Here is a 23,361-nt window from a genome sequence, read left to right on the forward strand (position 1 = left end):
TCCGCAGACACAATACTTAAAGCAGCAGGAGAGACCTCTATGGAATCGTCGCCACGCATCGTCATCATCGGAGCCGGGATCGTCGGCACCAACCTGGCGGATGAACTCGTCACCCGGGGCTGGAACAACATCACCGTCCTGGACCAGGGCCCCCTGAATATGCCGGGCGGTTCCACATCCCACGCCCCCGGCCTGGTTTTCCAGACCAACCCCTCCAAGTCCATGGCGCTGTTCGCCAAGTACACAGTGGAGAAGCTTCTGTCCCTCACCGAGGACGGCGTCAGCTGCTTCAACCAGGTGGGCGGGCTGGAAGTTGCCACCACCGAAACCCGCCTCGCGGACCTGAAGCGCAAGCTTGGCTATGCCTCCTCATGGGGCATTGAGGGCTCCATCCTCTCCCCCGCCGAATGCAAGGAGCTCTACCCCCTCATTAACGAAGAGGACATCCTCGGTGGCCTCCACGTCCCCAGTGACGGCCTCGCTTTGGCCGCCCGCGCCGTACAGCTCCTGATCAAGCGCACCGAGGCCGCCGGCGTGAAGTACATCGGCAACACCGAAGTGACCGGCATCGAGCAGTCCGGCCGCCGGGTCACCGGCGTCCAGACGCCCGACGGCGTGATCCCGGCAGACATCGTCGTCTCCTGCGCCGGCTTCTGGGGTGCAAAGGTGGGCGAGCTGATCGGCATGTCCGTGCCGCTGCTGCCCCTGGCCCACCAGTACGTCAAGACCACCCCGGTTCCGGCACAGCAAGGCAAGAACGAGCTGCCCAACGGTGCGCGGCTGCCCATCCTCCGCCACCAGGACCAGGACCTCTACTACCGCGAACACGGCGACCGCTACGGCATCGGCTCCTACGCCCACAAGCCCATGCCCGTGGACCTGGACGAGCTCGGCAGCTTCAAGCCGAACGAGATCAGCGAACACAACATGCCCTCCCGCCTGGACTTCACCCTCGAGGACTTCCTGCCGGCCTGGGAAGCAACCAAGCAGATCCTGCCGGCCCTGGCCGAGAGTGAAATCGAGGACGGCTTCAACGGCATCTTCTCCTTCACCCCGGACGGCGGCTCACTGGTGGGCGAGTCCAAGGAACTGGACGGCTTCTTCGTGGCCGAAGCCGTATGGGTCACCCACTCGGCAGGCATCGCCCGCGCCGTCGCCGAGCTCCTGGTGGACGGAAAGTCCTCCATCGACCTGGGCGACTGCGACATCCACCGCTTCGAGGAAGTCCAGCTGACCCCCGAGTACGTCAGCGAAACCTCCCAGCAGAACTTCGTGGAGATCTACGACGTCCTGCACCCGCTCCAGCCCAAGCTCTCCCCGCGCAACCTGCGGGTCAGCCCCTTCCACGCCCGGCACAAGCAGCTGGGCGGCTACTTCCTGGAAGGCGGCGGCTGGGAACGCCCATACTGGTTCGAGGCCAACGCCGAGCTCCTCAAGGAGATGCCCGCAGACTGGCAGCCGCCGGCCCGCGACTCCTGGTCCGGCATGTTCAGCTCGCCTATTGCCGCGGCCGAGGCATGGAAGACGCGCACCGCCGTCGCCATGTACGACATGACCCCGCTCAAGCGCCTGGAGATCTCCGGACCCGGCGCCCTGAAGCTGCTGCAGGAACTGACCACCGCGGACCTGAACAAGAAGCCCGGAGCCGTCACCTACACGCTCCTGCTGGACGAGCAGGGCGGCGTCCGAAGCGACATCACCGTAGCCCGCCTGGATGAGCAGACCTTCCAGCTCGGCGCCAACGGAAACATCGACACCGCCTACTTTGATCGGGCAGCCCGGCACCAGACCGAAAGCGGCAGCGCCGGGGACTGGGTCCAGGTCCGCGACACCACCGGCGGCACCTGCTGCATCGGCCTCTGGGGTCCGCTGGCCCGTGAGGTTGTCGGCGCGGTCAGCAGCGACGACTTCTCCAACGATGGCCTGAAGTACTTCCGCTCCAAGAAGGTCGTCATCGGCGGCGTACCGGTCACCGCCATGCGCCTGTCCTACGTCGGGGAACTCGGCTGGGAGCTGTACACCAGCGCCGACAACGGCCAGCGCCTCTGGGACGCGCTGTGGAAGGCCGGCCAGCCGTTCGGCATCATCGCGGCGGGCCGGGCCGCCTTCAGCTCGCTCCGCCTGGAAAAGGGCTACCGCTCCTGGGGCACCGACATGACCACCGAACACGACCCCTTCGAGGCCGGCCTCGGCTTCGCGGTGAAGATGGCCAAGGACAGCTTCGTCGGCAAGGCAGCCCTGGAGGGCCGCACCGAGGAAAGCTCCGGACGCCGCCTGCGCTGCCTCACGGTCGACGACGGCCGCAGCCTGGTGCTGGGCAAGGAACCGGTGTTCTACAAGGACCAAGCGGTGGGTTATGTCACCAGCGCGGCCTACGGATACACCGTCCGCAAGCCCATTGCCTACTCCTACCTGCCCGCGGACGTTTCGGTCGGCGATTCGGTGGAGATCGAGTACTTCGGCCGCCGCATCGTGGCCACCGTCACCCAGGATCCGCTGTACGACCCCACCATGTCCCGGCTGCGCGGCTGACCATGGCGGAACAGCAAGCGAACAGCGCACTGCCGGCCGCCGGCACGGGGTCGATCGGTACCGAAACCATCGGCAGCTACCTCGCACGGCTCGCCTCCCGGCAACCCACGCCGGGAGGCGGGGCGGCCGCCGCACTCCACGCCGCACAGGGGGCGGCCCTGGTGGCCATGGTGGCGCGCTACACCACTGGCCCCAAGTACGCAGAGCATGCAGCACTGGTAGAGCGGACCACGACGGTGGCCGATGAGCTCTCGTCGGAGGCACTGCGCCTGGCCGACTCCGATGAACAGGTCTTCCAGGCCGTCATCGACGCGTACCGGCTTGCCTCTGACACCGAAGAGCTCAAGGCCGCCAAATCGTCAGCCATCCAGGCAGCGCTGGTGCAGGCGGCACAGACCCCCGCCCAGCTGGTCAAGCTGGCCGGCGCGGTGGTGGAGCTCGCAACCGGGCTGGCCGATGTGGCCAATCCGAACGTGATCAGCGACGTGGCGGCAGCAGCAGACGCGGCCCGCGCTGCCGCCACCACGGCACGGGTCAACATCGACATCAACGTCGTGGCCATCAAGGACCGAACGATGCGCTCGCTGCTCAAGGACCAGACGGACGGCATCGAGGAAGAGGTCGTGGCGGCTGCGGACGCCCTGGTGGCGCGGGTACGGGAAAGGATCCTTCAATGAGCACCCTGTCGCTCTCCGGAAAGGAACTGGCCGGAGACATCCGGCGCCGTGCCCGGGAACAGGCCCGGGAACTCGGGCAGGGCGGCATCCATCCTGCCTTGGCGGTGGTCATCGCCACCGACGACGGGTCCACCCACTGGTACGTCCGCTCCATCGAGCGTGCCGCGGAGGCGGCCGGAATCGGGTGCCGGGTCATCGACCTGGGGCACGACGCAACGGAGCAGGTCCTGGCCGGCGTCCTGCGCGACCTGGGCGCCGAACCGTCGGTGCACGGCATCATCCTGCAGACGCCGCTGCCGGCCGGCGTCCACACCGATGCCCTGGTGGGCCTGATCCCGCCTGAAAAGGACATCGACGGGGCGAACCCGCTGAGCCTTGGCCGCCTGGCCGTGGGGCAGCCGGCCTTCGCGCCTGCCACGGCCCGGTCCGTCGTCGAGATCCTTGAGCACTACCGCATCCCGGTGGCGGGCCGCAGCGCCGTGGTTGTGGGCCGCTCGGCAGTGGTGGGAAAGCCGCTTGCCCTCCTGCTGCTGGAACGCGACGCTGCCGTGACGGTATGCCATTCGCGCTCCGGGCCGTTGGAGCGCTACACAGCCGGGGCTGACATTTTGGTGGTCGCGGCGGGAAGGACAGGCCTGCTCAACGGCCGCCACGTCTCCCCCGCCTCGGTGGTGATCGATGTGGGCACCAACGTCCTGGCTGACGGATCCCTGGTGGGCGACGTGGACGCGGACAGCGTCCGCGGGGTTGCAGCTGCGCTCAGTCCGGTTCCGGGCGGCGTCGGATCCGTCACCACCGCGCTGCTGCTGCTCCATACCGTGGAGGCGGCGCGCCGCCAATCGTCACCCCCGCCGCTGCCGGCCGGCGATCCAGGGGTCCCCGTCCTGGAGACGGCAAGCTAGGGCCCGGCTGTCGCAGCGGGACGTCCCGTTTTCCGTGAAAGGTGCTTCGATGGGCCTAAGACCTGGGGAGGTATTCCTCATCGAAGCACCGTTTTCGGAAAACGGGGCCCCGCCACCGGCATGGTGCCGGTGGCTTGGCAAGGAGGGGCCTGGATGCCGCCCAATGGACTGACAGCCGGCCCGTCCCCCTACCCCAGCGGGCAGGTCCTTCGGCTTGCCCCGGAACAATAGGCAAGGACGCTTACATACTCTGCCTTTCACAGGTCACGCTCTTGACATTGAGTGTGAGCTAGCGCACCATTTTGTTGCATACAGCGAAGGTTGTTGATCATCACGGAACGAAGCTCGCCCGGATTATGCTCCTTGCGTCCCCCGGCTCGGCCCGTGATGGCCTTGTAAACAGCCGAACGAATTCCTGCCGGCCCGGTCCGAAGGAGAGCCGTGGCCCGCGCATCGGCCGCACAACGTTGTCAGCATCCACGCGGCAGCGCCAAAATCACTGAAGGAAACTGTTTATGACTATCAAAGGTGGCAGCACCATCGATCAAAGCAGTACGGGGCGCCGGAACCCGGGGGCGGCGCCGAAATCATCCCCCGAGACGAGCTCCAGGTTCAAACGCCGGTTCATGGTGCGGCTTGTTGCTGTGTTCATCGGCGGGATGTTCCTCGACGGCTACATCCTCGGAATCATCGGCCCCGTCACCGGACCCATGCGGTCCGAGCTCCACCTCGACGCACTATCCCTGGGCATGATCGCCGCAGGCCCGCTGGCTGGTATCTTCGTCGGCTCCCCACTGGCTGGCTGGGCCACTGACAAGTTTGGCCGCAAGCCAATGTTCCTCGTGGACATGGGCCTGTTCCTGGTCGCCTCCGCGGCACAGTTCTTCGTAACCTCCGGAGACGGAGCGGTGATCCAGCTGGCCATCATCCGATTCTTGATGGGCGTCGCGATCGGCGGCGAGTACTCCATCGGTGGGCCATTGCTGTCGGAGTTCTCCCCGCCAAAGCTCCGCGGGCGGCTGCTCGGGCTGACCCTGATCGCCTGGTACGTCGGCTTCATGATGGCATTCATCATCGGCACGCTCCTGCACGACGCCGGCACCCCATGGCGCTTGGTCATCGGCACGAGCACGATACTCGCATTCGTCCTGTTCTTCGCCCGCTTCGGCCTCCCCGAATCGCCCAGCTGGCTCATTACGAAGGGGCGGCGTGAGGAAGCACTCGCGATCGCACACAGATACGTCGAATCGCCCCAGATGCACAACAGCATCACCGAAGAGATCGATCTGAGGATGGTCCAGGAGGCCCAGGCCGCGCAGAGCAGGACCAAAATCAAGGGCGCCTCCATCGGCATGCTGTTCTCGAGGCAGAACTGGCGCACCACCCTCTTCACCTCAGGTTTTTGGTTCTGCGCGGTCACGCCCTACTTCGCGATCGCGACCTTCGCCGACGACGTGCTCAACCAATTCGGCTTCGGCGGCGGCTGGGCCGGCGGTGTCGGCCTGTCCGCACTTGCGACCGCGGGTGTTGTCACCACCGTGCTTCTGATCGACAAGCTCGGCCGCCGAATCCTCACCGTGCCCGGGCAGTGGCTCTGCGCGGGCATCCTGCTGGTCATCGGAGTTTGGGCGGACGCACCAGCAATCCTCGTGCTCGGCCTGTTTCTCGCCTTCTCCTTCTTCAATGCCGGGTACACCACGCTGACCCAGGTCTATCCGGCCGAGGTATTCCCCGGCCACCTGCGCGGCATCGGCATGGGTTTTGCCGCGGCCTTCAGCCGTATCGGAGCCGCACTCGGCACCTTCGCGCTGCCGTGGGCGATCAGCAATATCGGCATGGGCCCAAGCATGGTCGTAGCTGCTGCTGTCGCATTGCTCGGCGCAATCCTCTCCCAATGGCTCGCCCCTGAGACAAAGGGGCGCACCCTGGCCGAGATCTCAACAGATTTCTCACACTGAAACCGGGACCGCACGGTCACTGCAAGAGGCCTTCGCCGCACCAGCGGCGGAGGCCTCTTTGCTGCCTTCCGACACAGTGCTGCCAGCCCTCGCAACAAAGCAGGAAACCCTTGACATCATCTGTGAGCTGCGCCACCCTGTTGCATATAGTGATGCGCGTTGCTCATAGCGAAGCAAATTCATCACCCGGTCAGGCGGACCCCAGCAGCAACCAGGAGAACCACGAATTATGAGCGCATCATCCCGCGTCGTCATCATCGGAGCCGGCATCGTCGGTACCAACCTCGCCGACGAGCTGGCAAGCCGCGGCTGGAACAACATCACCGTCGTCGAGCAGGGCCCGCTGGAGCTGGCAGGCGGGTCCACGTCGCACGCCCCGGGCCTCGTTTTCCAGAACAATCCGTCCAGGACCATGACGCAGTTCGCCACCTACACCGTGAACAAGCTCCTCGCCCTGAGCAAGGACGGCGAGTCCTGCTTCAACCAGGTGGGCGGCCTGGAGCTGGCCACCACCCCGGAGCGCCTGGCCGACCTCAAGCGCAAGATGGGCGTCATGACTTCCTGGGGTGTCGAAAGCCGGATCATCGACGCCGACGAATGCGAAAAGATCTACCCGCTGTTGAACGCCGGCAAGCTTTCCGGTGGCCGCGAGGTCCTGGGCGGCCTGCTCATCCCCACGGACGGGCTCGCCCTGGCGGCCCGGGCCGTGCAGCTGCTGATCGCGCGCACGCGGGAACGCGGCGTCACCTACCGCGGCTCCACCACCGTCACCGGCATCGTCCAGGAGGGCGGCAAGGTCACCGGCGTCGAGACCTCCTCCGGGGTGATCCCTGCCGACATCGTGGTGTCCTGCGCAGGGTTCTGGGGCCGTGAACTCGGCCGGATGGTGGGCCTGGAGGTGCCTCTGCTGCCGCTGGCCCACCAGTACGCCATCACCACGCCCCTTGCCGAACTCGAGAACGCCAACGAGCTTCCCAACGGCGCCAGCAAGCCCATTCTGCGTTACCAGGACAAGGACCTGTACTACCGCGAATGGGGCGACCGCATCGGCATCGGCAGCTACGCCCACCGCCCTATGCCCGTGGACATGTCCGCACTGCCGAAGGTCTCTGCCGAGGACATGTCCGACCACCGCATGCCCTCCCGCCTGGACTTCACCTTGGAAGACTTTGTTCCTGCATGGGAGGACAGCCAGGACCTGCTGCCGGCACTGCGCAGCACCGAAATCCAGGACGGTTTCAACGGCATCTTCTCCTTCACCCCGGACGGCGGCCCGCTCATGGGCGAGGCACCGGACCTCCAGGGTTTCTTCGTGGCCGAGGCCGTCTGGGTCACCCACTCCGCCGGCGTTGCCAAGGCCATGGCAGAACTGATCATCGACGGCCACCCGCAGACCGATCTGCATGGCTGCGAGCTGACCCGTTTCGAGAAGGTGCAGACCTCCGACGCGTACGTCAGCGAGACCTCCCAGCAGAACTTCGTGGAGATCTACGATGTCCTGCACCCGCTGCAGCCCCGCGAATCGCCGCGGGACCTGCGCGTCAGCCCCTTCAATGTCCGCCAGAAGGAGCTCGGTGCCTTCTTCCTGGAGTCCGCCGCCTGGGAACGCCCGCACTGGTTCGAAGCCAACCGCGGGCTCCTGGCCGAATTGCCGGAAGAATGGCAGGCCCCGGAGCGCGATGAGTGGTCCGCCATGTTCCACTCCCCCATTTCCGCCGCCGAAGCGTGGAAGACGCGCACCGCCGTCGGACTTTTCGACATGACGCCGTTGAAGCGGCTCGCCGTCACCGGACCCGGCGCCCAGGCACTCCTGCACCGGCTCAGCACGGGCAACATCGCCAAGAAGCCGGGTGCCGTGACATACTGCCTGCTGCTGGCGGACGACGGCGGCATCCGCAGCGACGTGACCGTGGCCAGGCTCGCGGAGGAAGAGTTCCAGCTGGGCGTCAACAGCAACGTTGACTTCGACTACCTTCGGGTGGAGGCGCGCCGGCAATCGGCGGCGGATCCCGCGCAGTGGGTCCACGTTACCGATATCACCGGCAGCACCTGCTGCATCGGACTGTGGGGTCCGCTGGCCCGCGAGGTCATTGGCAAGGTCAGCACGGACGACCTGAGCAACGAGGGCCTCAAGTACTTCCGCACCAAGCAGATCTCGGTGGGCGGCATCCCTGTTACGGCGATGCGGCTCTCCTACGTTGGCGAACTCGGCTGGGAGCTCTACACCACCGCCGAGTACGGGCTCAAGCTCTGGGACCTGCTCTTCGAGGCCGGCCAGGAGCACGGCATCATCGCCGCCGGACGCGGCGCCTTCAACAGCATGCGCCTTGAAAAGGGCTACCGGCTCTGGGGCACCGACATGAACTCCGAGCACCACCCGTACCAGGCCGGGCTGGGCTTCTCCGTGGCCAAGGACAAGACCGGGTTTGTCGGCGCCGAGGCGCTGGCCGTCCGCAAGGAACAGCCGGCCGCCAAGACGCTGCGCTGCCTGACGGTCGACGACGGCACGTCAGTGGTGCTGGGCAAGGAACCGGTGTACGTGGGCGGGGAAGCTGTTGGGTACGTCACCAGCGCGGCCTACGGCTTCACCGTCCGCAAGCCGATCGCCTACGCCTGGTTGCCCTCGTCCGTATCTGAAGGGGACGCCGTGGAGATCGAGTACTTCGGCCGCCGCGTAGCCGCCACGGTCAGCGCAGAGCCGCTCTTTGACCCGGGCATGGAACGCCTGCGCGGCTGATTTGCCCTAACCACACCAGGTGGTTGGGCCTGCTTGAGACCGGCAGGCCCAACCACCTTTTTGTTGCCCGCGGAGCGCACTGTCGGCAACGAAAAAGGAGCCAGTCCCAAGGTAGATCCTTGGGACTGGCTCCCATGCTCTTCAGAAACCGGGCTCCGGATATCAGTTGTTCAGGTAACCGTTCGGGTCCAGGACATACTTCGTGGCAGCTCCGGCGTCGAACTCCGCGTATCCGCGGGGGGCATCGTCGAGCGAAATGGCCGTAGCGTTGACCGCCTTGGCGATCTGGATCCTGTCATGCAGGATCGCCATCATCAGCTGCCTGTTGTACTTCATCACCGGGCACTGGCCCGTGGTGAAGGACAGGGACTTGGCCCAGCCGGTGCCCAGGGACAGGGACAGGCTTCCCTTCCGGGCGGCCTCGTCCGCGGCTCCCGGGTCGCCCGTGACGTAGAGGCCGGGAATGCCCACAGAGCCGCCGGCAGTGGTGAGGTCCATCAGCGAGTTAAGCACCGTGGCCGGTGCTTCCTGGGCGCCGTGGCCGTGTCCGCGGGCCTCGAAGCCGACAGCGTCGATGCCGGAGTCGACCTCCCGGACACCGAGGATCTGCTCGATCTGGTCTGCGGGGTCGCCGTTGGCCACATTGACGGTTTCGCAGCCAAAGGACCGGGCCCGGGCCAGGCGGTCCTCGTTGAGGTCGCCCACGATGACCACCGCGGCTCCCAGCAACTGGGCGCTGGCGGCCGCGGCAAGGCCTACGGGGCCGGCTCCGGCAACGTACACGGTGGACCCGACGCCTACCCCGGCCGTGACGGCGCCGTGGAAGCCGGTGGGCAGGATGTCCGAGAGCATGGTCAGGTCCATGATCTTCTCCAGCGCCTGGTCCCGGTCCGGGAACCGCAAGAGGTTCCAGTCAGCGTACGGAACCAGGACATACTCCGCCTGTCCACCGACCCAGCCGCCCATGTCCACATAGCCGTAGGCAGAGCCGGGACGATCCGGGTTCACGTTCAGGCAGATCCCGGTCTTGCGCTCTTTGCAGTTCCGGCAGCGCCCGCACGAAATGTTAAAGGGGACCGAAACGATGTCCCCGACCTTGATGAACTCGACGTCCGGCCCGGTCTCGATGACTTCGCCGGTGATCTCGTGCCCCAGGACGAGGCCGGCGGGGGCAGTGGTGCGGCCGCGGACCATATGCTGGTCGGACCCGCAGATGTTGGTGCTCACGGTGCGCAGGATGACGCCGTGCGGGACCTTCCGGCCGACATTAGCGGGATTGACGCCGGGGCCGGCTTTCAGTTCAAACGAGGGATACGGGGTGTCGATGACCTCGACGACTCCGGGCTCCTTGTACGCAACAGCTTTGTTACCTGACATGGGCATGGCTCCTATGGTTGGCGTTCGGTTGCCACGGAAGGCCTGACGCTGGGTGCCTCAGGCCTTCCGTGTGGTCTTACTTTTCACTTGCGGTGAATCTTGGGGCTGCGCGGGGCGGCCGCCGGTTCGGGGAACGGCTAGGCGTCGATCACCATGTCGGTGCGCGCCGTGGAACAGCAGGGAAGGAACTTGCCGGCATCAATTTCCCGTTTGCGGATTCCGCCCTGGTGGTTCATGTCGATCTCCCCGGACAGCTTGACCACCTTGCAGGAGCCGCACATGCCCTCCTTGCAGTTGGCTCCAATCCGGACACCCGCACGCTGCGCCACCCCAAGGATGTGCTCCTCCGGGTCGATCCGGACATTGATCCCGGTGCGCATGAAGGACAGAGTGAGGCTGCCGGTACCCACGGTGTCGAAGCTTGAGGCGTCAGGGACCTGGGTCTCCGGGGCCGCAGCCTCCGTCCCCACAGCCGGGGTGCCGGCGGCGGGGGCTTCCGGGGTGGCGGCTTCCAGAGCCAGTCCGTTGGCCTGAAGGGTTCCATCGTCGTCATAGCCGGGCTCGTAGATCCCGAACGCTGCGGGCTGGCCTTCGAAGTAGTCCCCTGCGGACTCCGCGATCTCCTCAGCGATCTCCTCGGCGATGTCCGCGGCCAGTGCGAGCTCGGCCTGGTATTCAAGGAGGGTCTGCCGGTCGCCGGAGAAGAACTCCATGTAGATGGAAGTATCGTCGACGCCCACGTTCCTGAGCAGTTCAGTGGCGGTGTTCAGGTAACCCTCGGGTCCGCAGGCGTACACCTGCCGGCCGTTGGCGTCGGGCGCCACCTCGTCGATCATGGCTGAGGTCAGCCGCCCGCTGAAGCCTTCCCAGTCCTCGGGCCTGCCGCGGTCGCCCAGGGCATAGAAGACCTTGACCCGCGAGTCCACGGAGGCGATGTAGGCCAGCTCCCGGTGGAAGGCAAAGCCGCCGGCTTCCGCGCCGTGGTAGAGCACCACCACGTCGGCGGTCCCCGGCAGGGAGTGGATGGTCCGCAGCATCGACATGATGGGGGTAATGCCGGCGCCGGCGGCCAGGAACAGGTACCGGGCCCGCCGGTCGGCGTCGGGCAGGTGGAAGGCCCCCACGGGTCCCAGCATGTCCAGGACGGTGCCGGGCCTGACGTTCTGGTGCACCCATGGGGAAACCAGTCCGCCGGCGTCGCGCTTGACGGTGACGCTGAAGGTCCACGGTTCCGTGGGTGAACTGGACAGCGAGTAGCTGCGGTCCACCGGCTCCTGGTCGTCTCCGTTCACCGGGAAGGCGATGTTCACGTATTGGCCCGCGCGGAACGCCAGGGGCGCGCCGTCGCAGCGGCGGAACACGAACGTCATCATGCCGCCCGCTTCGGGAACCGTCTCGACGCATTCGGCCATGAACTCCTGCGGGTGCCACGGGCCCAGGGCCTTGGCTGCACTGGCCGGTCCTTCGTGGCTGCCCATCACCCGGTTCCACGGCATTTCAAGGCCGCGGATGCGCTGTGGTTCCTGGACGGCCGTCTCAGAGAGGACCTCAATCATGCCAAGTGCTCCTGCACACGCTGGACGTACCAGTTGATAAAGGCCTCCACCTGGTATTCGCTCTTCATGTAGGGGCCGGGCTCGTAGGCGGGGCTGGCGGCACCCTGCTGGCACAGCTCCACGAACGCCTTGTCCTGCAGGTTGGTCTGCTTCCAGGTGTAGGTGAGCTTGTCGAGGTCGTAGTCAACGCCTTCCTCGGCGTCGTCAGCCACCAGCCAGGTGGTGCGGACCAGGGACTGGTGCTCGTTGATGGGGAAGACACCGAACGTGATGACGTGGTCGCCCAGGAAGTGGAACCAGCTGTTGGGCTGCAGGTGCATCGAGCAACGGCCCAGGCGGAAGTCCGGCAGGTCGCCGAGCAGCTTCTTGGAGAGCCGGCGGCCGTCGGCCGAGAACGATTCACCTTCGCCGTCCAGGGATTCGCGGGAGATGCGGATACCGGCAATGCGGGTATCGAGTTCCTCAACCACCTCGTAGGGCAAGCCGTAGCGGCGGCAGCGCTCCTCAAGGGAGGACTGGGCTTGCTTGTTGCGGTCCCAGACCTCTTCGAGGTGGGTCGGGATCAGTCCCTCGGTCAGGCCCCACGTGGGGAAGAGCGAGCAGGCCAGCTCCGGGTGCCCGTCGCAGTGGTAGCACTCACGGTTGTTCTCCATGACGAGCTTCCAGTTGCCTTCTTCGATGATGTTCTGCTGGTAGGCAATCTTCGTCTTGGCCAGGTCGTGGGGTGCCAGGTAGGGCTCGAAGATCTTGGCGGTCTCGTCGAAGTCCGCGGGCGGAACGTCCGCGATGCAGACAAAGATGAGCCCGGCAACCTCGCGGCTGTGGGCGCGCTTGAGGGCAAAGCAGTTCTTGTCGAACTTCGCCTCGCCTGGGGCGGAGGCGTGGATCAGGTTGCCCTCGGGAGAGTAGGTCCAGGAGTGGTAGCCGCAGACCAGGTTTCCGGTGGAGCCGGCAGCCTCGGTCAGGACACGTGCACCGCGGTGGCGGCAGACGTTGTGGAGGACGTTGACGTCGCCCTCGTCGGTGCGCAGCACAATCAGGGAGTAGGGGCCGTAGTCCACCGTGATGTAGTCGCCCGGCTCCGGCAGCTCGGCAACGCTGCCGGCAAAGATCCAGTGCTGGCCGAAGATGGCCTCCATGTCGAGCTTGAAGATCGTGGGGTCGGTGTAGAAGGGGGCGTCCAGGGAGTAGCCGGTGCGCCGCAGGGCGAAGAGCTCGGTGATCTCAGCCAGCTGCTCGGCAGGCATTGTTGACGCGAGTTTTCCGCGTGCGCTGAGGGGCGCGTTCACTGAGGTAGTCATGTGTTTCCTCCCGAATAGGGCTGGGTAGTAAGCGATTTGGGGTGATTACGGAGCAGGCGGGGCAACAGGGAATGTCCACGACATCCTGGTCCCGAACGTGGGGAGGTCCATCGGGAACAGAAACGATGACTCCAGCGAGATTCTGGAAGCATCCAACGCAACAGCGATCACCATATGCAACAGTGTGACTCCTGCCATGCCCACTGTCAATCAATTTCAGATATGACGAAAAAGCATTACGTGGGGTGCCGCGACAGCGCGCTTTGCAGCCCTGGCGCGCGCGCTCCAGGCCCGAAAACGGCGGCATTAAAACGACGGCACACCGGGCTGCCGGTGTGCCGTCGTCGCGGGCCTTAGGTTGTGGATGTACTGGCGCGCTAAGCCGGCGTCCCTGCCAGCTCGCCCGCGGATGCCTGGGCCGCCGCCACCTCTCCCTGATGCGGTTCGAAGCGGACGAACATGGCCTTGAAGCCGGGGGTATTGGACACCCGGGCAACATTCTCCTTGTGGACCAGGGCGTTGGCCTCGGGGAAGTAGGCGGCGGCGCAGCCCTTTGCGGTGGGGTAGGCCACAAGGCGGAATCTATTGGCCCTGCGGTCCACGCCCTGGAAGGTGCTGATCACGTCCACCAGCTCCCGGTCCTGGAACCCGGACTCGGCCAGGTCTTCGGGGTGGATCAGGATCACGCGGCGCCCGTCGGAGATCCCCCGGTAGCGGTCGTCCAGGCCGTAGAAGGTGGTGTTGTACTGGTCGTGGCTGCGGATGGTCTGCAGCACCAGGTGTCCCGGCGGCGGCGTCAGGTACTCCAGTGGGCTGACGGTGAACCGGCCCCTGCCGATGTCGGTGGCGAAGGAGCGGGAGTCGCGCGGCGGATTGGGCAGCACGAACCCGTTCCTGGTCCGGACCCTGGCATTGAAGTCCTCAAAGCCGGGCAGCACGCGGGCGATGTGGTCGCGGATCACGTCGTAGTCCTCCGCCATGGCCTGCCAGTCCACCGGGTGCTCTGGGCCGAACGTGGCCTCCGCCATCCGGGCGACGATCACAGGCTCGGCCAGCAGGTGCTCCGAGACCGGGGTCAGGCGGCCCTGCGTGGAGTGGACCACGGACATGGAGTCCTCCACGGAGAGGAACTGGGCGCCTTTGGGGTGCTTGTCGTCTTTGTCCGTGCGGCCCAGGGTGGGCAGGATCAGCGAGGTGCGTCCGTGCACCACGTGCGAGCGGTTGGGCTTGGTGGAGATGTGGACGGTCAGCCCGATCCGCTGCATCCCCGCTTCCAGGGCCTCGGTGTCCGAGCAGGCGAGCGAGAAGTTGCCGCCCATCGAAACGAACACGTCCACTTCGTCCCGTTCGAAGGCTTCCATGGATTCGACTGCATCGTAGCCGTGGTGCCGCGGGGACGTGATGCCAAATTCGGCGTCGATAGCGGCGAGGAGCTTTTCGCTGGGCTTTTCCCAGATGCCCATGGTCCGGTCGCCCTGGACGTTGGAGTGGCCGCGGACAGGGCAGGCGCCCGCGCCGGGCTTGCCGAAGTTGCCCTGCAGCAGCAGGACGTTGACCATCTCCTTGATGGTGTCCACCGAGTGCGGCTGCTGGGTCACGCCCAGCGCCCAGCAGAAGATGGAGGCCTTGGATTTGATGAGCATGCCGGCGACCTTTTCGATCTGCTCCCGGGCCAGGCCCGTGGCGCGCTCCGTCTCATCCCAATCCAGGGCGGCGCGGGCGTCACGGTAGGCGTCGAAGCCGTCCGTCTGCGCGGCGATGAAGGAATGCTCGACGACGGTCCCCGGGTTCCGTTCCTCGGCTTCCAGGAGCAGGTGGCCAAGCGCCTGGAACAATGCCAGGTCGCCGCCGACCTTGATCTGCAGGTATTCGTCGGCCAAGGGCGTGCCGCCACCCACCACACCGGACAGCGTCTGCGGGTCGCGGAAGTTGAACAGGCCGGCCTCGGGCAGCGGGTTCACGGCCACCACCTTGCCGCCCTTGTCCTTGCACTCCTTCAGCGCAGAGAGCATGCGCGGATGGTTGGTGCCGGGATTCTGCCCGACGACGAAGATCAGCTCAGCATCATGGATGTCATCCAGGGACACCGTGCCCTTGCCGATCCCGATGGTCGGGTTCAGCGCGGACCCCGAGGATTCGTGGCACATGTTGGAGCAGTCCGGCAGGTTGTTGGTCCCGATGGACCGGGCGAACAGTTGGTACAGGAACGCCGTCTCATTCGCGGTGCGCCCGGAGGTATAGAACACGCAGCGGTCAGGGGTGCTGGCCCGGATATGCTCACCGATCAACTCGAACGCGTCCGCCCAGGAAATCGGCGAATAGTGCGTCTCCCCTTCCCGGATGACCACCGGTTCGGCGAGGCGCCCCTGGTTGCCCAGCCAGTACTCGGTCTTCGTGGAAAGTTCAGCAATCGAGTGTGTGGCCCAGAAGTCGGCCCCCACGGTGCGCAGGGTGTTCTCTTCGGCCACTGCCTTGGCGCCGTTCTCGCAGAACTCGGCCGCTTTGCGCTTCTTGTCCGATTCGGGCCAGGCACAGCCCGGGCAGTCGAACCCGCCGCGCTGGTTCAACCGCAGCAGGGACTGGGCCGTACGCGTCACGCCCGCCTGCGCCACGGCGCGCTCCAGGGCCACCATCACGGCCTTGACCCCGGCGGCCTCGGTCTTTGGCTTGTGGACTTCGAGGTTGTCCTCGTTGATGTCCGCGACGGGGGCGGCCTGCTTACCGAACTTCATCGTTCCAACTTCCTTTACGGCTCTGCTGTTTGATGGTCAGTGAAAAGCGCGCCGGGGTTTCCCGGCGCGCTTTTCACTGACGCATCAATGATTGCTGCGGGTTACTGCGGGACCTTTGCCAGGGTTTCCTGTTCCGCCGCGATGGTGGTGTCCTCGCCGTGGCCGGTACGGACCACGGTGTCGGCCGGCAGGGTCAGCAGCCGTTCGCGGATGGAGGCCAGGATGGTGGGGTAGTCGCTGTAGGACCGCCCCGTGGCTCCCGGGCCGCCATTGAAAAGTGTGTCCCCGGTAAAGACCGTTCCTTCGCTTTCGAGGTAGAAGCAGGTGGATCCCGGCGAGTGGCCCGGGGTGTGGATCGCCCGCAGGGTTGCCCCGCCCACCTCGAAGACGTCCCCGTCCGAGTGGTAGTGGTCCGGCTTGGCGTCCGGGTAGACCTGTTCCCACAGCACCAGGTCCTCGGCGTTCAGGTAAATAGGGGCACCCAGCGCGTCGGCGACTTCGCGGGCGGCGCCGATGTGGTCGTTGTGCGCGTGCGTAAGCAGGATGGCCTTGACCTTGCGGCTGCGGACCTGGTTGATGATCGCGGCGGCGTCGTGGGGCGCATCGATGATGACGCATTCCTCATCGTTGCCCACGATCCAGACGTTGTTGTCCACGTCCCAGGTGCCGCCGTCGAGCGAGAACGTGCCCGAGGTGACCAGGTTCTCGATGCTTACCGCCATCAGATCTCCACCACGGAACGGAGGACCTTGCCCTCGTGCATCTTTTCGAAGGCCTCCTCCACCTGGTCGATGCTGATGCGTTCGGAGACAAAGGCGTCCAGGTCCAGGTTTCCCTGCTGGTAGTGCGAGACGAGCATGGGGAAATCCCGGGAGGGCAGGCAGTCGCCGTACCAGGAGGACTTCAGCGACCCGCCGCGGCCAAAGACGTCCAGCAGCGGCAGTTCCAGCGTCATGTCCGGCGTTGGCACACCGACCAGGACCACGCGGCCGGCAAGGTCGCGGGCGTAGAACGCCTGCTTATAGGTTTCAGGACGGCCGACGGCGTCAATCACCACGTCCGCGCCGTGGCCTCCGGTGAGGGCCCGGATGGCCTCGACGGCGTCTTCCTGCCGGGAGTTCACGCCGTGGGTGGCGCCGAGGGACTTGGCCATCGCGATCTTGTTGTCATCGATGTCCACCGCGATGATCGTCGTCGCACCCGCCAGCTTCGCGCCGGCGATCGCTGCGATGCCCACGCCGCCACAGCCGATCACCGCGACGGACTCGCCGCGCTTGACCTCACCGGTGTTGATCGCCGCGCCGATGCCGGCCATGATGCCGCAACCCAGCAGCCCCACCGCGGCGGCGTCTGCCTCGGGGTCCACCTTGGTGCACTGCCCGGCGGCAACGAGCGTCTTCTCCGCAAAAGCACCGATGCCCAGCGCCGGGGACAGGACCGTACCGTCCTCAAGCGTCATCTTCTGGGTGGCGTTGTGGGTGTTGAAGCAGTACTGCGGCTGGCCCTTGGCGCATGCCCGGCACTCACCGCACACGGCACGCCAGTTCAGGATCACTTTGTCGCCCGGTGCCACGGACGTCACGTCCGGGCCCACAGCACTGACCACGCCGGTGGCCTCGTGGCCCAGCAGGTACGGGAAATCCTCGCCGATGCCGCCCTGCTTGTAATGCAGGTCAGTGTGGCAGACACCGCAGGTCAGGATGTCCACCAGAGCCTCACCCGGGCCCGGATCCGGCACCAGGATGGTCTCCAGCGACACCGGAGCGTTCTTCTCCTTGACCACTACTGCTTGAACTTTATGAACCATGAGTCTGTGTTCCTTTCCGGGATCCGGCCGGATCCCGCGGGAGTCGGCACCAAGAGCCAATCTAGCTGACCTGCCCTCCCCGGGAACCACGTCCCGGGTCGGCACACCAATACGGCACCATCGAGTGAAATTGCGTATTGCGCAACCGGGCGCACCAGACGCTTCCTCACGAATATGGCAGTGGCCACACCGCGTGTCAATAGATATATCAGTTACCGGCCAGTGAAAGACGGGACGTACACAGGGCTGGAAGGTGCGCTGTGTCGACTCGGGCCGGGGCAGTAGGCTGGATGGCATGTCTTTTGAAGAACACCCTGCCGAGCGGCGCGAAGTGACCGTCCGCCGGGCACCCAAGTACGTTCCATTCCTGATCGTGGGCGCGCTGGTGGGTGTGGTGGCCGCCGCAATCGTGGCCTACGCGTTGCCGGGGGACGCCACTTTCGATCCCGGTTCAGTCTTCGGTTTCTTCATGGTGATGTTTGCCGCCGGCGGCGCTCTTTTGGGTGCCGCACTTGCGCTGGTCCTGGACCGCCGCAGCGTCAAACGGCAGGAACGGGCCGTGGTGGAGGCCGTCTCCGATTCTGAGCCGGACACTGATCCCTTGGCTTAGCGGGCTGCCCGCTGCGGGTCATAAACGGGCGGCGCAAAAGTCATACCCCATGTCGTGAGATAATCGACCAGTGGCACGCGGCGATGGAAAACTTTCCCATGATCTTCTCCCCGGCGAAAAAGGCCCGCAGGACGCTTGCGGCGTCTTCGGCGTCTGGGCCCCAGGCGAAGAAGTAGCAAAACTAACCTATTACGGGCTGTATGCACTGCAGCACCGCGGTCAGGAGTCGGCTGGCATAGCCACGAGCGACGGTAAACGGATCAACGTCTACAAGGACATGGGACTCGTGTCCCAGGTCTTCGACGAGACCACCCTGAACACCCTCACGGGGCACCTGGCAGTCGGCCACTGCCGTTACTCGACCACCGGCGCCAGCCACTGGGCCAATGCCCAGCCCACCCTCGGCGCTACCGCCACGGGCACCGTTGCCCTGGCCCATAATGGCAACCTCACCAACACGGCCGAGCTCAACGCCATGATCACCGAACGCAACGGCGGCCAGCTCACCGGCGAAATGAAGCAGGGCAACACCTCGGACACCGCCCTGGTCACCGCGCTGCTGGAAGGCGAACCGGGCAAGACCCTGGAGGAAACCGCCACCGAGCTCCTGCCCAAGATCAAGGGCGGATTCTGCTTCGTCTTCATGGACGAGGGCACCCTCTACGCGGCACGCGACACCTTCGGCATCCGCCCGCTGGTCCTGGGGCGGCTGGAGCGCGGCTGGGTTGTGGCTTCGGAACAGTCCGCCCTGGCCACCGTGGGTGCCAGCTTCATCCGCGAAATCGAACCGGGCGAGTTCATTGCCATCGACGAGCAGGGCGTGCGGTCCAAGCGCTTCGCCGAGCCGACGCCGGCCGGCTGCGTTTTCGAGTACGTTTACCTTGCACGCCCGGACGCCGCCATCGCAGGCCGTTCCGTGTACGAATCCCGAGTGGAGATGGGCCGCCAGCTGGCCCGGGAAAACACGCAGGCTGCAGACATCGTCATCCCCGTCCCGGAATCGGGCACCCCCGCAGCCGTGGGTTACGCCGAGGAATCCGGCATCCCCTTCGCCCACGGCTTCGTCAAGAACTCCTATGTGGGCCGCACCTTCATCCAGCCCTCCCAGACCCTGCGCCAGCTGGGCATCCGACTCAAGCTGAACGCCCTTGAATCCGTGATCCGCGGCAAGCGCGTTGTGGTGGTGGATGACTCGATCGTCCGCGGCAACACCCAGCGGGCCATCGTCCGGATGCTCCGGGAAGCCGGCGCCGCCGCCGTCCACGTCAAAATTTCCTCCCCGCCGGTCCAGTGGCCATGCTTCTACGGCATCGACTTCGCATCGCGCGCGGAGCTGATCGCCAACGGCGCCACCATCGAGGAGATCTCCCAGGCCATCGGCGCCGACTCCCTGGCCTACATCTCCGAGGACGGCATGATCGGGGCAACCCGGCAGCCGCGCGAACGCCTCTGCACCGCCTGCTTCACCGGCAAGTACCCCATCAAGCTTCCGGACGCCGACAAGCTGGGCAAGAACCTGCTGGAGCGCACCGACCTGGGGAGCCTGAAGCCTTCGCCGTCGGCGCTTCCCGGCGAAACCGCCGCCCTGGCCGTGGACGCCACCGAGGATCCGGCGGAGAAGGCCGGTGCCACGGGCTGCGATCCGGGCCCGGACTCCGAATTCGAGAACCTGCTGACCGAAGCCGACCTCGTGCCCGACGTACACGCCGCCACCAGCGCCGACAAGAAGGACTCCGTATGACTTCCGCTAGCCCCGCCGCAGAAAACTCCGGCATCACCTACGCCTCCGCAGGCGTGGACGTTGAAGCCGGGGACCGCGCCGTTGAGCTCATGAAGGATGCCGTCAAGGCAACCCACAACTCCTCGGTGATCGGCGGGGTGGGCGGCTTCGCCGGCCTTTACGACGTTTCACAGCTGCTGACCTACAAGAAGCCCCTGCTGGCAACGTCCACCGACGGTGTGGGCACCAAGGTTGCCATCGCACAGGCAATGGACATCCACGACACCATCGGATTCGACCTAGTGGGCATGGTTGTCGACGACATCGTGGTGGTTGGCGCCGAACCGCTCTACATGACTGACTACATTGCCTGCGGCAAGGTGGTTCCGGAGCGTATCGCGGGAATCGTCCGCGGCATCGCCTCCGCCTGCTCTGTGGCGGGAACCGCCCTGGTGGGCGGCGAAACCGCTGAGCACCCTGGCCTGCTGGGCGAACACGAATACGACGTTGCGGGCGCAGCCACCGGCGTGGTGGAAGCGGACGCACTGCTGGGCCCGGACCGTGTCCGCGCCGGCGACGTTGTGATCGGCATGGCATCGTCCGGCCTGCACTCCAACGGTTACTCCTTGGTCCGCCGCGTCATCAACCACGCCGGCTGGGCCCTGGACCGGCAGGTCTCCGAACTCGGCCGTACCCTGGGCGAGGAACTCCTGGAACCCACCCGCGTCTACGCCGCCGACTGCCTGGACCTGGCCCGGACCTTCCCGGTCAGCGCCGGCGCCGCCGTCCACGGCTTCAGCCACGTCACCGGCGGCGGCCTCGCCGCGAACCTTGCCCGCGTCCTGCCGCAGGGCCTGGTGGCCACGGTGGACCGCGCCACCTGGGAACTGCCCGCCATCTTCAAGCTCGTATCTGAACTGGGCAACGTTCCCCTGGCAGACCTCGAGCGCACCCTGAACCTGGGCGTCGGCATGGTGGCCATCGTGTCCCCCGAAGCCGCCGATGCCGCCGTCGCACGGTTGAACGACCGCGGCCTGCCCTCCTGGGTCATGGGCACGGTTGCCGAAGATTCCGACTCCATCGTGAAATCCGGCCCCGACTACGTGCAGGGCGCCAAAGGCGTGGACGGCGGCGCTGTCCGCCTGGTCAACGCTTACGCCTAGCCAGCCAACAGGAGGCTCCCCACTGAACCGGTGGGGAGCCTCCGCTTTTAAGCAGAAACCTGTCTTAAGCAGAAACCTGGATGAGGTTCAGGACCCCGCCCTGCGGATCCTCAATGGTGGCCAGGGAGCCTTCCGCTGCTGGCTCATCCGGCTCCACAAGGACCTGGCCGCCTGCCCCGCGGGCGGCCGCTGCCGCCGCCCCCACCTCCGCCACGCCGAAGTAGATCTGCCAGTCCGCCTCGTCGCCCGGGTCCGCAGGAACGACGCCGGCCACCTCGTTGCCGCCGATGAGCAGGGTACTGTAGCTGCCGCCGTCGTCCTGGGGGTATTCGGTGACCTCATGCCCGAAAAGCTGCTGGAAGAAGCCGACGGCGGCCTGCGGCTCGGGTGTGATGAGCTCCGCCCAGGCCAGCGCGCCTGGCTCGTTGAAGAGGTGGCTGCCGAAGTGGGTACCGGCCTGCCAGATGCCCGTGGTGCCGCCGCCTGGAGGAGAAAGGAAGCCCAGGACGCCGGTGTCGCCCACCTGCTCCGGGCCGAACTGCGCGGTCCCCCCGGCGTGCTGTGACTCCTCGAGCAGGTCAGGGGCGTCCTTGGCTGCGAAATAGACATTCCACTTCGCTGCTGTGCCGGCCTGCAGCTGCAGAGGGCTTTGCGGGGCAATCGTGGCCACGAGGTGCCCGTGGGCAAACGCCTGCGCGTAGTTGCGGCCATCCGGGGTGGGAAAGTCCTGGTAGGTCCAGCCAAAGATCCGGCCGTAGAAGTCTTTAGCGGCGGGAACATCCGGGGTCTGCAGGTCTGCCCAGCAGGGCTCGCCGTTGGCGTAGGTTGTGCGAACAGTCATCCGGTCAGGTTACCAACGCGGTGCGCCGGCCAACACGGAAAGCCCGCTGCCGCACCGGTAATCCGGGCGTCAGCGGGCCCCGCAAAGTAAGCGGTCACCCGGAAACGGGTGGCAAGAGGAGATTCCGCACATTCGCTGCATCCGCGTAAAGAGTTGCCTGCGGAATCAGTATGTGCAGTGGCGCCACAGCAGCCGGGCCAGGGACCACGGCAGGCTTGCGACAACTAGCCGATGCGACGGTTGTCTACCTCGTCGTCATCGTCATCCAAATCATCCGCGTACTTGTCCACATAAGCCGAATAGTCCGGCTCAACCGGCTCATTCGAGTAATGGCTCGTTGACCGACTGCCTGGGCCTGTCAGCTCGCGCTGAAGTGCCGAGTAGTCAGTGTTCGGGGAGTAGTACTTAATATCCCGAGCCTGCTTGGTAGCTTTTGCCTTTTGACGGCCGCGCCCCATGGCGTGACCCCCTTTTGTACTTGGACCGGAGGTGGTCACCTTGGCGATCGGTGAGGCCCCGGAATGTTTGGTCAATTTGTCGTACACCTAGATTACATGCTTTCGGCGGGCCCCGCTCGCCGCCGATCGGCCACGAGCGGCCTGTCGGGTACCATGACGCACCTCCACCCGCGGGATTCCGGCATTTTTCTTCGGTAGAGTCACTTAACAACTGCAGATTTTGCCTGGCCGCCGGCGGGCCGTGGAACCAAAACCAGGAGGATGCGCACCCGTGAACCACCAGGACATCCCGCCCAAACCCGCGTCCCCGCCCAGCACCGGAAGCCTGCCAAAAATCCAAGCCGGCGGCCCTTTTTCGGCACCCGCCCCTGAATCAGTCACGTGGCCCCAACAGCACCATGATCCCGCACCGGATCAGCACGCCAACAGGAGACCGGCTTTGTGGAGAGCGTTCCTCATCGTCGTTATCGTGGCCGTTGCAGGCTCCCTGGCCTGGCTTGCCCTCTGGCTGAATTCTTCTTCCGGCGGCGACACGGAGAAGAACCAGGCGCCGGCCGTGCTGCAGACTGCCGCGACGCCGCCCGCCACCGCCCAGCCGCTCCCCCGCGATGGCGTCGCGCCGGCGGCCTACGCGGTAGGTGACTGCTTCAAGGATTTCGATCCCCAGGGACTGGCCTCCACCGTGGTTGCCTGCGACACTGGCCACTCGGCGCAGCTCGTGGCCACCCTCCGCTACCCGGACAGTGCTGCGTACCCGGGCGCCGATGCCCTCAAGGCCAAGGCCCTGGAGGTATGCCAGGCGGCCAAGCTCGGCCCCGCCGCAAAGCAGTTCCAGCTCAACTACCAGCGCAGCTACCCCAGCACCACCAGTTGGCAGTCGGGCGACCGCAGGGTGGACTGCTACGTCACGGCCGACGGCGGCAACGTCATTAACGCGAGCGTGCTGCCCTGACGGTCAACCCGCCGGGACAGCACGCCTACGGAGCTGCG

Annotated in this window: 17 protein-coding genes; 9 read left to right on the forward strand and 8 right to left on the reverse strand. The window is 65.9% G+C overall.

Annotation, left to right across the window (positions count from 1 at the left end; all coding sequences use genetic code 11):
• Window positions 1-39 precede the first annotated feature (39 nt).
• The 5 genes from AB0313_RS08330 to AB0313_RS08350 all read left to right on the forward strand — a co-directional run bounded on the left by AB0313_RS08330 (window position 40) and on the right by AB0313_RS08350 (window position 8,806).
• On the forward strand, window positions 40-2,532 hold the full coding sequence (locus AB0313_RS08330) for an FAD-dependent oxidoreductase (RefSeq protein WP_366304804.1): 2,493 nt from the start codon (window positions 40-42) through the stop codon (window positions 2,530-2,532).
• 2 nt (window positions 2,533-2,534) lie between these two features.
• Complete coding sequence (locus AB0313_RS08335; protein ID WP_366304806.1) at window positions 2,535-3,209, forward strand: cyclodeaminase/cyclohydrolase family protein; 675 nt, start codon at window positions 2,535-2,537, stop codon at window positions 3,207-3,209.
• Complete coding sequence (locus tag AB0313_RS08340) at window positions 3,206-4,111, forward strand: bifunctional 5,10-methylenetetrahydrofolate dehydrogenase/5,10-methenyltetrahydrofolate cyclohydrolase (protein ID WP_366304808.1); 906 nt, start codon at window positions 3,206-3,208, stop codon at window positions 4,109-4,111. Before AB0313_RS08335 ends, AB0313_RS08340 begins: the two co-directional genes overlap by 4 nt.
• 515 nt (window positions 4,112-4,626) lie before the next feature.
• On the forward strand, window positions 4,627-6,069 hold the full coding sequence (locus AB0313_RS08345) for an MFS transporter (protein WP_141945589.1): 1,443 nt from the start codon (window positions 4,627-4,629) through the stop codon (window positions 6,067-6,069).
• 229 nt (window positions 6,070-6,298) lie between these two features.
• Complete coding sequence (locus tag AB0313_RS08350) at window positions 6,299-8,806, forward strand: FAD-dependent oxidoreductase (RefSeq protein ID WP_366304810.1); 2,508 nt, start codon at window positions 6,299-6,301, stop codon at window positions 8,804-8,806.
• 162 nt (window positions 8,807-8,968) lie between these two features.
• Here the strand turns inward: AB0313_RS08350 and fdhA are convergent, their stop codons facing one another.
• The 6 genes from fdhA to AB0313_RS08380 form a co-directional block, all read right to left on the reverse strand.
• Window positions 8,969-10,183 carry a formaldehyde dehydrogenase, glutathione-independent gene (gene fdhA, locus AB0313_RS08355; protein WP_141945583.1) on the reverse strand — a complete coding sequence of 405 codons (1,215 nt, stop codon included), beginning with the start codon at window positions 10,181-10,183 and terminating at the stop codon, window positions 8,969-8,971.
• A gap of 137 nt (window positions 10,184-10,320) precedes the next feature.
• Window positions 10,321-11,739 carry a ferredoxin reductase gene (locus AB0313_RS08360; RefSeq protein WP_141945579.1) on the reverse strand — a complete coding sequence of 473 codons (1,419 nt, stop codon included), beginning with the start codon at window positions 11,737-11,739 and terminating at the stop codon, window positions 10,321-10,323.
• Entirely contained in the window at window positions 11,736-13,040 is a 1,305-nt protein-coding gene (locus AB0313_RS08365; RefSeq protein WP_366304812.1) for an aromatic ring-hydroxylating dioxygenase subunit alpha, read from the reverse strand. The genes AB0313_RS08360 and AB0313_RS08365 overlap by 4 nt, the downstream gene beginning before the upstream one ends.
• Before the next feature lie 377 nt (window positions 13,041-13,417).
• On the reverse strand, window positions 13,418-15,772 hold the full coding sequence (locus tag AB0313_RS08370) for an FdhF/YdeP family oxidoreductase (protein ID WP_366304814.1): 2,355 nt from the start codon (window positions 15,770-15,772) through the stop codon (window positions 13,418-13,420).
• Window positions 15,773-15,873: 101 nt separating this feature from the next.
• Window positions 15,874-16,494, reverse strand: a complete 621-nt coding sequence (locus tag AB0313_RS08375; protein WP_366304816.1) for an MBL fold metallo-hydrolase — start codon at window positions 16,492-16,494, stop codon at window positions 15,874-15,876.
• Window positions 16,494-17,579: an S-(hydroxymethyl)mycothiol dehydrogenase gene (locus AB0313_RS08380; protein ID WP_366304818.1), complete on the reverse strand. Its 1,086-nt coding sequence runs from the start codon at window positions 17,577-17,579 to the stop codon at window positions 16,494-16,496. The genes AB0313_RS08375 and AB0313_RS08380 overlap by 1 nt, the downstream gene beginning before the upstream one ends.
• A 295-nt stretch (window positions 17,580-17,874) precedes the next feature.
• Between AB0313_RS08380 and AB0313_RS08385 the strand changes: the two genes are divergently transcribed.
• The 3 genes from AB0313_RS08385 to purM all read left to right on the forward strand — a co-directional run bounded on the left by AB0313_RS08385 (window position 17,875) and on the right by purM (window position 21,072).
• Window positions 17,875-18,189, forward strand: a complete 315-nt coding sequence (locus tag AB0313_RS08385) for a hypothetical protein (RefSeq protein WP_141945568.1) — start codon at window positions 17,875-17,877, stop codon at window positions 18,187-18,189.
• A 70-nt stretch (window positions 18,190-18,259) separates the two neighbouring features.
• On the forward strand, window positions 18,260-19,930 hold the full coding sequence (gene purF / locus AB0313_RS08390; protein WP_141945566.1) for an amidophosphoribosyltransferase: 1,671 nt from the start codon (window positions 18,260-18,262) through the stop codon (window positions 19,928-19,930).
• On the forward strand, window positions 19,927-21,072 hold the full coding sequence (purM, locus tag AB0313_RS08395) for a phosphoribosylformylglycinamidine cyclo-ligase (protein ID WP_141945564.1): 1,146 nt from the start codon (window positions 19,927-19,929) through the stop codon (window positions 21,070-21,072). The genes purF and purM overlap by 4 nt, the downstream gene beginning before the upstream one ends.
• Window positions 21,073-21,136: 64 nt before the next feature.
• On the opposite strand, the gene AB0313_RS08400 is transcribed toward purM, so the two are convergent.
• Window positions 21,137-21,913, reverse strand: coding sequence for a VOC family protein (locus tag AB0313_RS08400; RefSeq protein ID WP_366304821.1), 777 nt, complete (start codon window positions 21,911-21,913; stop codon window positions 21,137-21,139).
• 224 nt (window positions 21,914-22,137) lie between these two features.
• The gene (locus tag AB0313_RS08405) at window positions 22,138-22,371 is read right to left on the reverse strand and encodes a DUF3073 domain-containing protein (RefSeq protein ID WP_018772127.1); all 234 of its coding nucleotides are present in this window, start codon (window positions 22,369-22,371) and stop codon (window positions 22,138-22,140) included.
• Between the two features lie 271 nt (window positions 22,372-22,642).
• Between AB0313_RS08405 and AB0313_RS08410 the strand changes: the two genes are divergently transcribed.
• Window positions 22,643-23,323 (forward strand): septum formation family protein, encoded by a 681-nt coding sequence (locus tag AB0313_RS08410; RefSeq protein WP_366304823.1) that lies wholly within the window; start codon window positions 22,643-22,645, stop codon window positions 23,321-23,323.
• Window positions 23,324-23,361 lie beyond the last annotated feature (38 nt).

The sequence above is a fragment of the Pseudarthrobacter sp. NPDC080039 genome, assembly GCF_040702335.1.
GTDB lineage: Bacteria > Actinomycetota > Actinomycetes > Actinomycetales > Micrococcaceae > Arthrobacter > Arthrobacter enclensis_A.

Coding starts and splice junctions, on each gene's coding strand:
- AB0313_RS08330 (WP_366304804.1), top strand. CDS start 40: ATGGAATCGTCGCCACGCATCGTCATCATCGGAGCCGGGATCGTCGGC.
- AB0313_RS08375 (WP_366304816.1), bottom strand. CDS start 16,494: ATGGCGGTAAGCATCGAGAACCTGGTCACCTCGGGCACGTTCTCGCTC.
- AB0313_RS08350 (WP_366304810.1), top strand. CDS start 6,299: ATGAGCGCATCATCCCGCGTCGTCATCATCGGAGCCGGCATCGTCGGT.
- fdhA (WP_141945583.1), bottom strand. CDS start 10,183: ATGTCAGGTAACAAAGCTGTTGCGTACAAGGAGCCCGGAGTCGTCGAG.
- AB0313_RS08370 (WP_366304814.1), bottom strand. CDS start 15,772: ATGAAGTTCGGTAAGCAGGCCGCCCCCGTCGCGGACATCAACGAGGAC.
- AB0313_RS08400 (WP_366304821.1), bottom strand. CDS start 21,913: ATGACTGTTCGCACAACCTACGCCAACGGCGAGCCCTGCTGGGCAGAC.
- AB0313_RS08365 (WP_366304812.1), bottom strand. CDS start 13,040: ATGACTACCTCAGTGAACGCGCCCCTCAGCGCACGCGGAAAACTCGCG.
- purM (WP_141945564.1), top strand. CDS start 19,927: ATGACTTCCGCTAGCCCCGCCGCAGAAAACTCCGGCATCACCTACGCC.
- AB0313_RS08405 (WP_018772127.1), bottom strand. CDS start 22,371: ATGGGGCGCGGCCGTCAAAAGGCAAAAGCTACCAAGCAGGCTCGGGAT.
- AB0313_RS08360 (WP_141945579.1), bottom strand. CDS start 11,739: ATGATTGAGGTCCTCTCTGAGACGGCCGTCCAGGAACCACAGCGCATC.
- AB0313_RS08380 (WP_366304818.1), bottom strand. CDS start 17,579: ATGGTTCATAAAGTTCAAGCAGTAGTGGTCAAGGAGAAGAACGCTCCG.
- AB0313_RS08385 (WP_141945568.1), top strand. CDS start 17,875: ATGTCTTTTGAAGAACACCCTGCCGAGCGGCGCGAAGTGACCGTCCGC.
- AB0313_RS08345 (WP_141945589.1), top strand. CDS start 4,627: ATGACTATCAAAGGTGGCAGCACCATCGATCAAAGCAGTACGGGGCGC.
- AB0313_RS08335 (WP_366304806.1), top strand. CDS start 2,535: ATGGCGGAACAGCAAGCGAACAGCGCACTGCCGGCCGCCGGCACGGGG.
- AB0313_RS08340 (WP_366304808.1), top strand. CDS start 3,206: ATGAGCACCCTGTCGCTCTCCGGAAAGGAACTGGCCGGAGACATCCGG.